Annotated in this window: 12 protein-coding genes and 1 riboswitch; of the genes, 6 read left to right on the forward strand and 6 right to left on the reverse strand. The window is 73.7% G+C overall.

The window, feature by feature from the left end:
- The first annotated feature begins 28 nt into the window (after positions 1-28).
- Positions 29-706, forward strand: coding sequence for a TetR/AcrR family transcriptional regulator (locus tag FVA95_RS06715; protein ID WP_161992216.1), 678 nt, complete (start codon positions 29-31; stop codon positions 704-706).
- A 6-nt stretch (positions 707-712) separates the two neighbouring features.
- Here FVA95_RS06715 and FVA95_RS31360 read toward each other — a convergent pair whose 3' ends face one another.
- On the reverse strand, positions 713-1,717 hold the full coding sequence (locus FVA95_RS31360; RefSeq protein ID WP_149663424.1) for a hypothetical protein: 1,005 nt from the start codon (positions 1,715-1,717) through the stop codon (positions 713-715).
- Positions 1,718-1,803: 86 nt separating this feature from the next.
- On the opposite strand from FVA95_RS31360, the gene FVA95_RS30765 reads away from it, so the two are divergent.
- Entirely contained in the window at positions 1,804-1,941 is a 138-nt protein-coding gene (locus FVA95_RS30765) for a hypothetical protein (protein ID WP_161992217.1), read from the forward strand.
- Positions 1,942-1,943: 2 nt separating this feature from the next.
- Here the strand turns inward: FVA95_RS30765 and FVA95_RS06725 are convergent, their stop codons facing one another.
- From FVA95_RS06725 to metE, 4 genes are all read right to left on the reverse strand, one after another.
- Positions 1,944-2,744: an ABC transporter permease gene (locus tag FVA95_RS06725; protein WP_149663425.1), complete on the reverse strand. Its 801-nt coding sequence runs from the start codon at positions 2,742-2,744 to the stop codon at positions 1,944-1,946.
- Positions 2,745-2,752: 8 nt separating this feature from the next.
- Entirely contained in the window at positions 2,753-3,697 is a 945-nt protein-coding gene (locus tag FVA95_RS06730) for an ABC transporter permease (RefSeq protein ID WP_149663426.1), read from the reverse strand.
- On the reverse strand, positions 3,694-5,220 hold the full coding sequence (locus FVA95_RS06735; protein WP_149663427.1) for an ABC transporter substrate-binding protein: 1,527 nt from the start codon (positions 5,218-5,220) through the stop codon (positions 3,694-3,696). The genes FVA95_RS06730 and FVA95_RS06735 overlap by 4 nt, the downstream gene beginning before the upstream one ends.
- Before the next feature lie 155 nt (positions 5,221-5,375).
- Positions 5,376-7,676, reverse strand: a complete 2,301-nt coding sequence (metE, locus tag FVA95_RS06740) for a 5-methyltetrahydropteroyltriglutamate--homocysteine S-methyltransferase (protein WP_240051317.1) — start codon at positions 7,674-7,676, stop codon at positions 5,376-5,378.
- 126 nt (positions 7,677-7,802) lie between these two features.
- A riboswitch (cobalamin riboswitch) is annotated at positions 7,803-8,012 on the reverse strand.
- Between the two features lie 230 nt (positions 8,013-8,242).
- Here metE and mdo point away from each other — a divergent pair.
- The 3 genes from mdo to FVA95_RS06755 all read left to right on the forward strand — a co-directional run bounded on the left by mdo (position 8,243) and on the right by FVA95_RS06755 (position 12,504).
- Positions 8,243-9,535 (forward strand): NDMA-dependent methanol dehydrogenase, encoded by a 1,293-nt coding sequence (mdo, locus tag FVA95_RS06745; RefSeq protein ID WP_149663428.1) that lies wholly within the window; start codon positions 8,243-8,245, stop codon positions 9,533-9,535.
- Between the two features lie 136 nt (positions 9,536-9,671).
- Positions 9,672-10,955, forward strand: coding sequence for a MoxR family ATPase (locus FVA95_RS06750; RefSeq protein WP_149663429.1), 1,284 nt, complete (start codon positions 9,672-9,674; stop codon positions 10,953-10,955).
- Between the two features lie 13 nt (positions 10,956-10,968).
- Positions 10,969-12,504: a VWA domain-containing protein gene (locus FVA95_RS06755; RefSeq protein WP_149663430.1), complete on the forward strand. Its 1,536-nt coding sequence runs from the start codon at positions 10,969-10,971 to the stop codon at positions 12,502-12,504.
- Positions 12,505-12,541: 37 nt separating this feature from the next.
- Here FVA95_RS06755 and FVA95_RS06760 read toward each other — a convergent pair whose 3' ends face one another.
- The gene (locus FVA95_RS06760; RefSeq protein WP_149663431.1) at positions 12,542-13,537 is read right to left on the reverse strand and encodes a zinc-binding alcohol dehydrogenase family protein; all 996 of its coding nucleotides are present in this window, start codon (positions 13,535-13,537) and stop codon (positions 12,542-12,544) included.
- Between the two features lie 130 nt (positions 13,538-13,667).
- Between FVA95_RS06760 and FVA95_RS06765 the strand changes: the two genes are divergently transcribed.
- A complete protein-coding gene (locus tag FVA95_RS06765; RefSeq protein WP_149663432.1) occupies positions 13,668-14,270 on the forward strand; it encodes a hypothetical protein in 603 nt (200 codons plus the stop codon).
- Positions 14,271-14,274 lie beyond the last annotated feature (4 nt).

Here is a 14,274-nt window from a genome sequence, read left to right on the forward strand (position 1 = left end):
GCAATCCCCTCCGACGTACGGTCCCGGGGTGAGCCCCACCACCGGCGCGCGGGCGGGCAACCGTCCGGGCCCCAAGCCACGCCTGACCCGCGAGGAGATCGTCGAGGCGGCCGTCGAGGTCGGCGTCGACCGGCTGACCGTCGCCGCCGTGGCCGATCGGCTCGGCGTCGCGCCCGGCACCCTCTACCGCTACGTCGACGGCCTGGAGGAGATCGCCGGCGCCGCACTGGCCCTGCTGCTCGCCCGCACCCCGCTGCCCGAGGCGTCGGCCGGCTGGCGGGCGTTCCTCGAGGCCGAGGCCGCACTCGCGTTCGACCTGCTGCTGCGCTACGCCGCACTCGTCCAGGACGTGGGGGCCGACCTCGGCGCGGTCGCCGGCGACCGGCTGGACCGGATCGTCGGCACGCTGCGGGACACCGGCGGCTTCGACACCGCGGCCGCGGTGCGGATCGCCGACGCCGTGCTCGACATCGTCGCCGACGGGGCGACCCAGACCCGCTGGGTGCGCGGCCCCGACGGCGGACCGGGCGACCTGTCCGAGGCCGCGCGGGCCTACCTCGAGTCGGTCGCGGAGGGGCTCCGCCCGAGACTGGAGGCGATCATGGCCGACCCGCGCGAGCACGTGCTGGACAAGGTCGCCCTGGTCCTCGACGGCGTCGAGCTGCGCCGGGCCGCGGGGCGGCCCGGGTACGGCGGAGCCGGCTGAGCGGTCTCACCCGCCGTTGCGGTCGCCCTCCGGGTCGAGCAGGTCCCGGGCCGAGGTCCGGCCGCGCCAGGCGTCGAGCACGGCCGGGTCGGCCCCACCGGCGACGGCCAGCACCCGCAGTGCGACGGCCTGCGCAGCGCGCGCCGGCGCCGTCGCGGGACGGGGGCCGGGCGGCTCGCCCGCGGCGACCGAGCGGACGACCTCGGCGGTGACCGCCTGCTGCTCCGGGTCGCCGAAACGCTCCAGCAACCGGTCGAAGCAGGCCGCCCGGGTCGGGTCGAACGGGATCGGCCGCCCGGTCAGGTCGGTGAGCGGGTGCGCCGGGTAGAGGTGGGCGCAGGGCAGGTGACCGGCGGGCACGGGAACGGTCGCCGCGTGCGTGCGGCCCTCGCGCAGCACCTGCGGGAGCAGGTGGGTGTGCGGCCCGTCCGGGGAGCGGCCCTCCGGCGGTGGGATCGCGGCGTACACCTCGACCCGCCCGAGCGCGGTGGTGAACACGCGGTGCGGGCCCGCCGCGACCAGTGCGGCGGTCAGCGCGCCGTCGAGCGGGCCGCCCTCGGCGCGACGCAGCACCCCGAGCAGGTCGGGATCGGCCGTGCGCACGCAGGCGTCCACGGTGGCCGTACCGAGCCCGAGATCGACGAGCACGGCGTCGCGGTCGGCCGGTCGCAGCGCGCAACGGTCGGGGCCGAGCACGGTGACCGAGGTCCGCGCGGCCCCGCGCGCCGCGGCCGCGGGCAGGCAGAACGCGACCGCGTGGTTCCAGTGCTCGTGCGGGCCGACCGGCGTCCGGTAGGCCAGCGGCCGGGTCGCCGGGTGCGCCGCGATCCGGATCCCGCCGCGGGCGGTGACGACCGCACCCGGCCCGGACGGCACGACGGCCTCGTCGGGGGTCCGGACGAACTCGGCGATCGCGCCGGGCGCACCCATGCTCCAGCCCGCGTACGGGTCGGCCAGGTACGCACCCAGCAGCCCGGTCGCGTCGTCCCCGGCCACGTCGTCCACGTCCACGCCTCTCACCCTGCCCCTCCGACGGGAGGGTTCACACCCCGACACGACCTGTCGCACAGTGATGGCAACAACGATCGGGAGGCATCATGGACGAGCACCCGCACCACGGCCAGGAGTGCGCCGGCTGCGACTGGGAGGGCAGGCCGGAGGCGTTCCGCTGGTTCCCCGAGCTGGGCAGGCCCCTCGACCCGGCGGGCGGGCGCGGCCAGGTGCACGCAGCCTGAGCTCACCGGGCACCCACCCGTTCCCATCGGCGGCCCCACCACAGGGCCGTCCCGGCCGTCAGCACGACCGCCAGCGAGGGCACGAGCACCACCTGCGGCGCACCGAACAGGTACTCGCGGCCCTCGGCCACCATCGCGCCCCACTCCGCGGTCGGCGGCTGCACACCGAGCCCGAGGAACGACAACCCGGAGACGGTGAGCAGGGTGCTCGCGAACCGGACGCAGGCGTGCGCGGCCAGCGGCGGGACGAGGTTCCGCGCGACGTGCCGGGTCAGGACCCGCCCGGGCCCCGCGCCGAGGGCGACCGCCGCCGTCACGTACTCCCGTTCGCGCTCGGCGAGGGCGAGCAGGTGGGCCTGCCGGGCGAACGGCGTCCAGGCGATCACCGTGACCGCCACCAGCAGGGATCCGACGCCCGGCCCCAGCGCGACCGCGGCGAGCAGCCCGAACAGCACCACCGGGATCGCGGCAAGGACGTCGACCACCCGCATCACCGCCCGCCCGACCGGGCCCGCGACCGCGGCGAGCGACCCGACGGCGACCCCGACCACCCCGGTGACCAGCACCGCGGACAGCGCCAGCCCGACCGTCAGCCGTCCGCCGTGGACGGTGCGCGCGAGCAGGTCCCGGCCCAGCTGGTCGGTGCCCAGCGGGTGTGCCGCGGACGGGCCGGCGAGCATCCCGGCGAAGTCGACGGCGTCCGGGTCGGGCAGGAGCACCGAGAGCAGGCCCGCCGGAGCGAGCATCGGCACCGGCACGGTCAGCGCGGCCACCCCGGCCGTGACCCACCACGCGGTCCGCACCCGGGCCCTCACCGCGCCCCCGCCGAGCGCAGCACCGGGTCCAGCGCCGTCGCCAGCACCTCCACCAGCACCCCCGCCACCACCGCGACCGCGACGACGAGCAGCGTGCCCGCCTGCACCACCGGCAGGTCCTGCGCGACGACGGCCCGGTGCAGCAGGCGCCCCAGCCCCGGGATGCCGAACACGACCTCGACCACCACCGAGCCGCCCAGCAGCCCGGCGACGAACATCCCGGCCAGCGCGGTCACCGAGGTCGTCGCGAGCCGGGCGCCGTGCCGCCACAGGACCCGGTGCTCACCGAGACCCTTGGCCCGCGCGACGAGCACGTGCGGCCGGGTCAGCACCCCGGCGGTCTCGGCGCGGACGAGCTGGGCGGCGAGCGCCCCGGGGTAGGCGGCCAGGGTCAGCACCGGCAGGACCAGGTGGGCGGGGTCGCCCCAGCCGAGCGCGGGCAGCGCCCCGGCCCACACCGCGAACACCAGCACCAGCCAGGGGGCGAGCACGAACTCCGGCACCGCGACCCCGGCGACCGTGCCCAACCCGAGGAACCGGTCGAGCGCCCCGCCGGGACGGCGCGCCGCGTACACCCCGGCCGGGATGCCGACGACCGCGGCCAGGGCGAGGGCGAGCGCCGCGAGCAGCCCGGAGACCACCGCGGCGTCGGCGATCTGGCCGGCGACCGGGGTCCGTGCGACGTAGCCGTAGCCGAGATCGCCGCGCAGCACCCCGCCCAGCCAGCGCAGGTACTGCTCGGTGACCGGCGCGTCCAGCCCGAGCGAGGACCGCAGCCGCGCCTCGGTCGCCGGGTCCGGCACCGCCTCGGCGCTGCGGGCACGCAGGATCGCCCGCGCCGGCTCGACGCCGACCAGCCGCGGCAGCGCGAACACCAGCACCGACGCGGCCAGCAGCACCGGCCCGACGACGAGGAGCCGGCGCAGCAGGAGCCCGATCACCCCGTGGTCGGGGTGAGCTGCGGCAGCACCGGGCGAATCTGCAGCGGGTCGGGGACGAAGCCGGTCGCCCCGCGCAGGACGGCGGTGTTGAGCGGGTGCACGACCATGACGCCGACGGCGTCGCGGGTCAGCATCGCCGCGGCCTCACGGAACATCTGCTGGCGGGCCGCCGGGTCGACGGTGGAGTTGAGCCGGGCGACCAGAGCGTCGTAGGCGGGGCTGCAGTACTGGTCGATCGCGTAGCTGCCGTCGCAGGTGTAGTCCGAGGTCAGCGTGCTCGCCGCGTCCGGGAAGTCGGACAGGTAGCTGCGCGAGTTGAGGAACATGTCGTAGTCACCGGCGAGGACCTTCGGCTCCTGGGCGTCGTAGTTCCCGACGGTGATCTCGACGCGCACCCCGACGGAGGCGAGCATCGCCTGGATCGCGTTCGCCAGTGCGGGCAGCTCGGGCCGGTTCGGGAAGGTCCACAGCCGCACGGTCAGCGGGTTCTGCTCGGTGTAGCCGGCCTCGGCGAGCAGCTGCCGGGCCCGGGCGAGGTCGGCGCCCGGCGGCGGAGCGGTCTCGCCCCAGGGGACGGCCCCGCCGAACAGGTCGGCCGCGGGCGCGGCCCCACCGGCGAGCACCTGCCGGGCCAGCACCGGGCGGTCGATCGCCGCGGTGACGGCCTGGCGCACCCGCAGGTCGTCGAACGGCTTGGCGGACTGGTTGAGCTGCAGCGGCACGGTGCGCGCGTTCGGGTACTCGACGACCTCGGCCCCGGCCGAGCGGACCTGGTCGAGCTGGGCCTGCGGCAGGCCCTCGGCGAACTGGACGTCACCGGACTGGATCGCGAGCGCCCTGGCCTGCGGGTCCTCGACGTAGCGGACGGTGACCCGGGCGGCGCCCGCCGGCTCGCCCCAGTAGTCGTCGTTGCGGACCAGCTGCGCGGAGTCGGTGCCGCTGACGGACTCCAGCACGAAGGGGCCGGTCGCGGTGCGCAGGTACTCCGGCGCCCCGCCGCCGGTGTACGCGGCGGGCGCGAGGATGCCGAGGTTGCCGCTGGACAGGCGCAGCGGCATGACCGGGTCGGGCTCGGTGGTGGTGATGCGCACGGCGTCCGGGCCGTCGGGGGCGACGGCGAAGCCGATGCCGCGGATCGCCCGCGGCGGGGCCTCGACGCCCGCGACGTAGCGCAGCGCGGTGACGACGGCGTCCGGGGTGAGCGGGGAGCCGTCGTGGAACCGCACGCCCTGGCGCAGGGTGAACCGCCAGGCGTTGCCCTGCTGCTGCCACGCGGTCGCGAGCATCGGCGCCGGCCGGGCGTCGGCGTCGACGGTGGTCAGGGTCTCCGCGACGCCGAGGGACTGCAACCGGGCACCGTCGTCGGCGTCGAAGGCGTAGTCGGCGCGCGGCGGGAACTGCAGGGCCACGGTCAGCTCGCCGGACGGGTCCGGGGTCGCGGCGCCGCCGCTCCCGCCGGCGCCGCATCCGGCGAGCAGGAGGGCGGCGGCCGCGAGCAGTGCGGCCATCTGTCGTGCGATCACCCCGTATGCCTACATCTGAGCACCTGTTCAATCAACGCGGCGTGAGCAACGTCCTCGTCCCCGCACGAGTCCCCGCACGAGCGGACCGTCCGTGCCGAACCTCCGCACGCACGGCCCGCTCGTCACCCGTGACGGGTGGTCGGCGCGGACCGGGCTCAGCCGGTCGCGGTCGCCTCACGGACGCGGCGGGCCGCGGCGACCAGGTTGGTCAGCGCCGCGACCGTCTCGGGTTCCGCGCGGGTCTTGAGCCCGCAGTCCGGGTTGGCCCACAGCCGGTCGGGCCCGATGTGGCGCAGGGCCGCGTGGAGCTGGTCGACCAGCTCGTCGGTGGCGGGGACCTCGGGCGAGTGGACGTCGTAGACGCCCGGGCCGAGCCCGCGCGGGACCCCCGGGCCGAGGTCGGCCAGCACCTCCATCCGCGACCGGGCCGCCTCGACCGTGGTGACGTCGGCGTCGAGCCCGTCGATCGCCCCCACCACCTCGCCGAACTCGGAGTAGCAGAGGTGGGTGTGGATCTGGGTGGTGTCGGCCACGGCCCCGACGGCCAGCCGGAACGCGTCCACCGCCCAGTCCAGGTAGGCGGCCCGGTCCCGTTCGTGCAGCGGCAGCAGCTCGCGCAGCGCGGGCTCGTCGACCTGGACGATCCGGATCCCGGCCGCCTCCAGGTCGACGACCTCGTCGCGCAGGGCCAGCCCGACCTGCCGGGCGGTGTCGCCCAGCGGCTGGTCGTCACGCACGAACGACCAGGCGAGGATGGTGACCGGCCCGGTGAGCATCCCCTTGACCGGCGCCTCGGACAGCGACTGCGCGAACTCCGCCCAGCCGACGGTGATCGGCCGGGGCCGGGACACGTCGGAGTGCAGGATCGGCGGGCGCACGCAGCGTGAGCCGTAGGACTGCACCCAGCCGTGGTCGGTGGTGGCGAATCCGTCGAGGTTCTCGGCGAAGTACTGGACCATGTCGTTGCGCTCGGGCTCGCCGTGCACCAGGACATCGAGCCCGATGTCCTCCTGCAGCCGCACCACCCGGACGATCTCCTGACGCATCCGCTCGGTGTAGGTGCCGGTGTCGATCGCGCCGGAGCGGTGCGCGGCCCGGTCGCGCCGGATCTGCGCGGTCTGCGGGAAGGAGCCGATCGTCGTCGTGGGCACGACGGGCAGGCCGAGCGCCTCGCGCTGGGCCTTCGCCCGGACGTCGCCGGGGCTGCGCCGGTAGTGGTCGGGGCCGAGCGCGTCGAGCCGGGAGCGCACCCGCTCGTCGCGGCGCGCGGTGGCCGCGACCCGCTTCCTGGTCGCTCGTGCGGCCTCGAACTCCGCCGCGACCGCGTCCGGTCCCTCGTGCAGGGCGCGCCCGAGGAGCACGACCTCCTCGACCTTCTGCCGGGCGAACGCCAGCATGTCGACGACGTCGCCGGGCAGGGCCGTCTCGACGGTCAGGTCGTAGGGGACGTGCAGCAGCGAGCACGACGTGGAGACCTCGACCCGCCCCGCGACGCCGACCAGCCGCTGCGCCGTCGCCAGCGCCCGGTCCAGGTCGGTGCGCCACACGTTGCGTCCGTCGACGACGCCGGCCAGCACCACCTTCCGGTCCAGCCCGGGGACCGCCGGGTCGAGGGCATCGAGGTCGGCATCCCCCGCGACGAGGTCGAGCGCCAGCCCCTCGACGGCCGTGGCGGCGAGCACGGGCAGCGCCGGGCCCAGCTCCCCGAAGTACGACGCGACGAGGATCTTCGGCCGCCGGGTCGCCGAGGCGAGCCGGTCGTAGGCCCGGCGCAGCGCCGCGATCTCCTCGGGCGTCCGGTCGGCGGCGAAGGCGGGCTCGTCGAGCTGCACCCACTCCGCGCCTGCCTCGGCGAGCTCGGCGAGCAGGTCTCGGTAGACCTCGACGAGCGGCCCGAGCAGGTCCAGCGGACGGAAGCCCTCCGGTGCGCCGTCGGCCGGTTTCGACAGCAGCAGGAAGGTCACCGGTCCGACCAGCACCGGGCGGGTGGTGATCCCGATGCGCAGGGCCTCACGGAACTCGTCGAGGGCCTTGCGGCTGCCCGGCGCGAGCCGGGTGGCCGGGCCGACCTCGGGGACCAGGTAGTGGTAGTTCGTGTCGAACCACTTGGTCATCTCGCAGGCCGGGGCACCGGTGCGGCCGCGCGCCATCGCGAACAGCCGCTCCAGCGGGTCGGTGATGCCGGCGAAGCGCTCCGGCACCGCCCCGACCGCCAGCGCGGTGTCCAGGACGTGGTCGTAGAACGAGAACGTGTTGCCCGGCACCGAGCCGAGCCCGGCGTCGCGCAGCCCGGTCCAGGTGTCGCAGCGCAGTCCGGCGGCGACGTCGTGCAGTGCCGACGCGTCGCTCCGCCCGGCCCAGTACGCCTCGGTCGCCCGCTTGAGCTCCCGGTCCGGCCCGATCCGGGGGTACCCCAGGACGGTGCTGCCGATGGTGCTGCTGGAAGGAATGCTCACGGCCCTCTCTCCTCGCGAGTGCGGTGGAGGACCCGTCGCCGGCAGGGGGCGCCTGCGACCGCCGGGCACGACGGTGCCCGGTCGTCCGCCCGGCCCTCCCGCGAGGCCACGGATCCGCGCACGCCGGACGGCGCACGCACCGGCGGCAGGTCTTCGGACTCACGGGCGCACTGCTCACACCTACTGGCCGTCGCTTCCCGGGATCACTCCCAGTGCTGTTGACGGCGGTCGTTCCCGTTCACCGCTGCGGGGCAGTCCCGGATTCCCACCGGGTTCCCTCTTGCCTCGTGACGCCCCGTTCCCGGGATGACACGAACCGTCGGCGGACCGACCCTAACCCAGGACGACCCCGGCGAACTGTTGCCGAACTCTCCCTGTTGCCATACGTTTGCAGCACCCAGCTCTCTCCGCACGGATCGACGGGCGGCCTCACCCTGCCCCCCTCCGTTCGGAGGGGTTTCCTGCCCGGTCTCCCGAGGGGTAATGCCGATCACCCCTGTGCGCGCGGCCACAGGGGTCCTAGCGTTCGGCCTCGACCCCATCCGCCTGCCTCAGAAAGGGCTGACATGCAGGTAGACGAGCTGCTCAAGCCGTTCCCCATCAAGGAGTTCCACCCGTTCCCGCGCGCGCTCATGGGCCCGGGGTCGCACGAGCTGATCGGCCCCGAGGCGCTCAAGCTGGGCTTCAAGAAGACCCTGGTGATGACGTCGGGCCTGCGCGGCACCGACATCGTCCACAAGATCGTCGAGTCGATGAAGTACCACGGCCTCGAGGTCGTGCTGTACGACAAGGTCGAGTCGAACCCCAAGGACTACAACGTCATGGACGCTGTGGGCCTCTACCAGCAGAACAACTGCGACTCCTTCGTCTCCATCGGCGGCGGCTCCTCGCACGACGCCTGCAAGGGCGCGCGCGTCTCGGTCGCCCACGACGGTCGCAACGTCAACGAGTTCGAGGGCTTCAACAAGTCCGAGAACCCGGCCAACCCGCCGCACATCGCGGTCTCCACCACGGCCGGTACCGGCTCGGAGACCTCGTGGGCCTACGTCATCACCGACACCACGACCGACCCCGACAACCCGCACAAGTACGTCGCCTTCGACGACGCGTCGGTCACCACCCTCGCGATCGACGACCCGGTGCTCTACTACGACTGCCCGATCGACTACACCGCGCAGTGCGGTTTCGACGTGCTCGCCCACGCCTCGGAGCCCTACGTCTCGCGGCTGGACTTCCAGCCGTCGCTGGGCAACGCCCTGCACGCCATCAAGCTGACCGCGCAGAACCTGCGCAAGGCCGTCTGGAACGGCCAGGAGCTGTCCGGCCGCGAAGGCATGATGTACGCGCAGTACATCGCGGCCCAGGCGTTCAACTCCGGTGGTCTCGGCATCATCCACTCGATCAGCCACGCCGTGTCGGCGTTCTACGACACCCACCACGGCCTGAACAACGCCATCGCGCTGCCCCGCGTGTGGGCGTTCAACATGCCGGTGGTCTACGAGCGCTTCGCCGACATCGCCGAGGCCATGGGTGTCGACACCCGCGGCATGACCAAGCCGCAGGCCGCCGACGCGGCGCTCGCCGCGTCCATCCGGCTGCTGCGCGACGTGGGCATCCCGGAGAAGTTCGCCGACGTCAAGCAGGACACCTACTCGAAGAACCGGCTCGGTGTCGGCCCGACCAAGTTCTACGAGAACGCGCCCACCATCATCGGCGACGCGGCCGACGTCGACCGGATCACCAACCACGTCCTCGGCGACGCCTGCACCCCGGGCAACCCGAAGGAGTGCACGTTCGAGACCGTCCGCCCGGTCGTCGACCACTCCATCAACGGTGACCTGGACGACCTGCTGACCTGATCCGCAGGTCAGGAGGTCCACCGTCGCACCGGCGGGCCCAGCCGTCCGAGGCGATACTCGGGTGGGTGGGCCCGCCGGCCGCGGCCCCGCTCGTCCCCGCACCAGAGCCGGTGCGGTCCGCGAAGGAGATACCCGAGTGTCCGAGGCTGTCGTCCCCACGGTGACCGAGGCGGCGGAGGCCGTCGCCTCGACCAGCCCCTTCGAGTCCGTCGACCAGGTGGTCGAGACCCTGCGGGAGCAGGGCTACATCGCCGACACCCGCCTGGCGACGACGGTGTTCCTGCTGACCCGCCTGGACAAGCCGCTGCTGCTGGAGGGACCCGCCGGGGTCGGCAAGACCGAGCTGGCCAAGATGCTCGCCGTCGCCACCGGGCGCCGGCTGCTGCGTCTGCAGTGCTACGAGGGCCAGGACGAGACCAAGGCCCTGTACGAGTGGGACTACGGCAAGCAGCTGATGTACACCCAGATCCTCCGCGAGAAGATCGGTCAGCTCGTCTCCGACGCCCCGGACCTCGCCTCCGCGGTCGACCGCATCGGGTCCCAGGAGAGCGTGTTCTTCTCCGAGCGCTTCCTCGCGCCGCGTCCGTTGCTGGAGGCCATCCGCTCCGAGCAGCCCGTCGTGCTGCTGATCGACGAGGTCGACCGCGCCGACGAGGCGCTGGAGGCCGTGCTGCTGGAGACCCTGGGCGAGTTCCAGATCTCCGTCCCCGAGATCGGGACCTTCGTCGCGAAGCAGCGCCCGTACGTGCTGCTGACCTCGAACAACACCCGGGACCTCGCGGCCGCGCTCAAGCGTCGCTGCCTGCACCTGTTCCTCGACTACCCGTCGGCCTCCCGCGAGCTGGAGATCGTGAAGTCGAAGAAGACCGGGCTGTCGGACCAGCTGGCCGAGGAGCTCGTCAACGTCGTGCGCGGGCTGCGCGAGCTGGAGCTGCGCAAGTCGCCGTCGATCTCGGAGACCATCGACTGGGCCCGCACGCTGGCCGTCCTGGGCGTCGACGAGCTGAGTTCGCAGATCCTCTCCGACACCGTCTCGGTCGTCGTCAAGTACGACAAGGACGTCACGAAGGCCCTGGACGCGCTGCCGCGGCTGGTCGACCCGAACGCGGTCGTCGCCGAGCACGGGCACGGGCACGGCCATGGACACGGACATGGACACGGCCACGACGGCGACCACGACCACGACCACGACGAGCCCGCCGCCCCGCCGGCGCGCACCGCGCGGGCCCGCGACGACGACCCGGACGACGGCGACGTCGACGGCCGCGCCAAGCGCGCGGCGAAGGACCAGGCGGGCCGGCACGGCGGCATCTACGGTGGCCTCCCGGGCAGCGTCGCCCCGCCGCCGTCGGCGATCCGGAAGGTCTCGCCCGGCCAGGGCACCCGCTCCTTCGGCGGCTCCCGCAAGCGCCGGGTCTGATCGGGGCGTCGGCATGGAAGCGAGCATCCACCGCTTCGTCCGGCTCCTGCGGATCCGGTCGGTGCGCATCTCGGTCTCCGAGGCGCTCGACGCGATGGCCTGTGCCGCCCAGCCGGGGGTGCTGTCCGACAGGTCGGTGCTGAAGGAGGCGCTGCGCATCGCGCTGATCAAGGACCGCCGCGACGAGGCGACCTTCGACGAGGTCTTCGACCTGTTCTTCTCCCTGGTCAGGGTAGGCGAGGCCGACACGGGTCACGGCCACGGGCACGGCGACATGTCCGACGACACCCCGCTGGAGAACTTCACGCTGTCCGAGGAACCGTCGGAGACCCCCCAGGAAGGCCACGACCATGGTTCCCCGGTCGACATCAAGGAGTTCTTCGACCCGGAGGACCTGGCCGAGCAGTACAACCTGCACCAGGAGGCCAACAAGATCGACATGGCCTCGATGACGGACGAGATCGTGCTCTCCAAGGAGCAGGCAGGCGACGGCGCCGACGGCCAGCGCGTCCAGATCGAGACCGACCGGTTCTCCGGCGGCGGGCAGCCCGGCGACATCTCCCAGCAGCAGGGCACGAAGGTCGACGCCGACCTGTCGGTCGCCCAGCAGGACGCGCTGCTCGGCTGGCTGAACTCCGAGGAGGACCGGCTCTCGGAGTCCGAGCAGGGGACCGAGGACGACGCGGCCGCCCTGCGCCGGCGTCTCACCGGGGTGCTCGACAACCTCCCCGAGCTGCTCAAGGCCCATCTGGAGAAACTGCTCGCGATCGAGCAGCGGATCGTCGAGGGCCACGACGACGCCGAACGCGTCGCCGAGGTCGACCGGGCGAACGAGTCCGAGCGCATGCAGCTGGAGGAGTCGCTGCGGCGGCTCGCGAAGTCGTTGCACGGCGCGCTCACCCACCGCAGAAGGGTCTCGCCGCGGGGCCGGATCGACTCGGCCCGGACCATGCGCAAGAACATGCGCTACGACGGCGTCCCGTTCTCCCCGGTCACCGTGCAGCGCCGGGAGGACAAGCCGCGCCTGGTGGTGCTGACCGACGTCTCGCTGTCGGTCCGGGCCACCGCACGGTTCACCCTGCACCTGGTGCACGGTCTGCAGGACCTGTTCGGCCAGGTGCGTTCGTTCGCGTTCGTCGCCGACCTGGTCGAGGTGACCGACCTGTTCGCCGACCACCCCGTCGAGCACGCCCTCGGGCTGATCTTCGGCGGTGACCAGCTCGACGTCGACGCCAACTCCCACTACGGCCTGGCCTTCGGCCAGTTCCTGGAGGACCACGGCTCGGCGGTCACCCGGCGCACCACGGTGCTGGTGCTCGGCGACGGCCGGGGCAACGGCAACGACCCCAACATGGAGGCGTTCGTCGAGATCACCCGGCGGGCCCGGGAGACGATCTGGCTGACCCCGGAGCCGCGCTACTCCTGGGGGCTGGGTCGCTGCGACCTGCCCGCCTACGCCGAGTACTGCGACCGCGTCCGCGTGGTCCGGGACCTGTCCGGCTTCGAGGCCACGACCAACGAGATGGCCGGCGAGCTGATCGGCCGCTGACCCCCGCCCCGTCCCCGATGGTGCACGACACCCCGGGTCAGCGCTCGACGACGATCTTCCCGACGGTGCTGCCGGACTCGATGAGCCGGTGCGCCTCGCGGACCGACTCGGCGGTCAGGCCCTGCAGGCGCCGCGTCTCGGTGGTGCGCAGCTCGCCGGCGTCGACCAGGCGGGCGACCTCGTCCAGGATCTCCCGCTGCACCGTCGAGGTCGGCTCGGACAGCGGCCGGGTGAACATCAGCTCCCAGTGCCAGGCCTGCGACTTCGCCTTCAGCGGCAGGGTGTCCAGCCCCTCCGGCTCGTCGATGGCGACGACGATGCCGCGTGGGGTCATGAGCTCGGCGTAGGCCTCGACGTTGCCCTCCGAGACCGGTGAGAACACGTACTGGACGCCGTCCGGAGCGGCCGCACGGACGGTCGTGACGAGGTCGTGGTGGTCGGCGATCGCGTGCGCGCCCATCGCACGGGCCCAGTCCGCCGACTCCGTCCGCGACGCGGTACCGACCAGGGTCAGCCCGGTGCGGCGGCCGAGCTGCAGGACCATCGAGCCGACACCGCCCGCGGCGGACACCACGAGCAGGGTGCCGGTGGACTCCGCGGTGACCCGCAGGTGGTCGTGCAGGCACTCCCAGGCCGTGAGCGAGGTCAGCGGCAGCGCGGCAGCGGCGGCGAAGTCCAGGCTCGAGGGCTTGCGGCCGACGATGCGCGAGTCGACGAGCTGACGGTGGGCGTTGCTGCCGGGCCGGTCGATCGCGCCGGCGTAGTAGACCTCGTCGCCGGGGGCGTACCCGTGCACCGACGCCCCCACCCCGACGACGACGCCCGCCGCGTCGTATCCGAGCACCTTCGGCCCGTCGGCCGGGTCGAAGGAGGCACGGACCTTGCGGTCGACCGGGTTCACCGAGACGGCGCGGACGTCGACGAGCAGGTCGTACGGTCCCGGGTCGCCGACCTCGATCTCCGAGTCCACCAGGGCCTCGGGATCCTCGATCGGCAGCGGGCGGGGCGCGACGACGGCGGGGACGAGAGCCATGACCGAACGCTAACCGCGCGAACGTCCGGCCGCGCACCGCAGCGGTCCCCGGGATGGGCCGTTCGGCCCATTTCGGACCGCACGGGGGCCTCCCCACGTATCATGGAACTCCCTTCGGAAGGCGGGCCGTGTGGTGGATGAGGGTGGGCTGGTCGTCCGGGCCGTCGGGCGGTTGTGCACGGCGCTGTGGGGCTACACGCCCGGGGTGATCCCCGCGATGGTCGCCACGATGGGCAGCGGTCCCGCGCTGCGCTGGTTCGCGGCGAACTTCCCGCGTTTCCTGGTCACCCTGCACGTGCTGGGCCCCGTCCGCACCCACCTGGCCGGGCTCACGATCTCCCTGGTGAACGGGTGCACGTACTGCGCCTACGGCCGCGCGCACGCCCTGGAGCTGATCCATCTGCGCGACCGGGACCGGTTGTTCCCGCTCGACGCCCGCACGCTGGAGAGCTGGAACGGGCTGTCCCGCCGCGAGATCGGGCTGCGGTTGCGCGGTGTGCTCGAACAGGCCGGGATGCACGCCGAGGTGATCTGGGTGGACCGCACCCTGGCCCTGCTGGACGGCGCCCCGCCCGTCGACGCCGACGAGCGCCGCATCGCCCACCTGTGCCGGATGGTCGGCACCATGAACGCGATCGCGGTCGCCGCGGGGACCGTCCCGGACGGCGCCCACGACCCGGTCAACAAGGACGCCGCGCTGAAGGCCCGGCTGCTCGCCGCGCAGGCGGTCTGAGCCC

This window comes from Pseudonocardia sp. EV170527-09 (genome assembly GCF_008369905.1).
Classification (GTDB): domain Bacteria; phylum Actinomycetota; class Actinomycetes; order Mycobacteriales; family Pseudonocardiaceae; genus Pseudonocardia.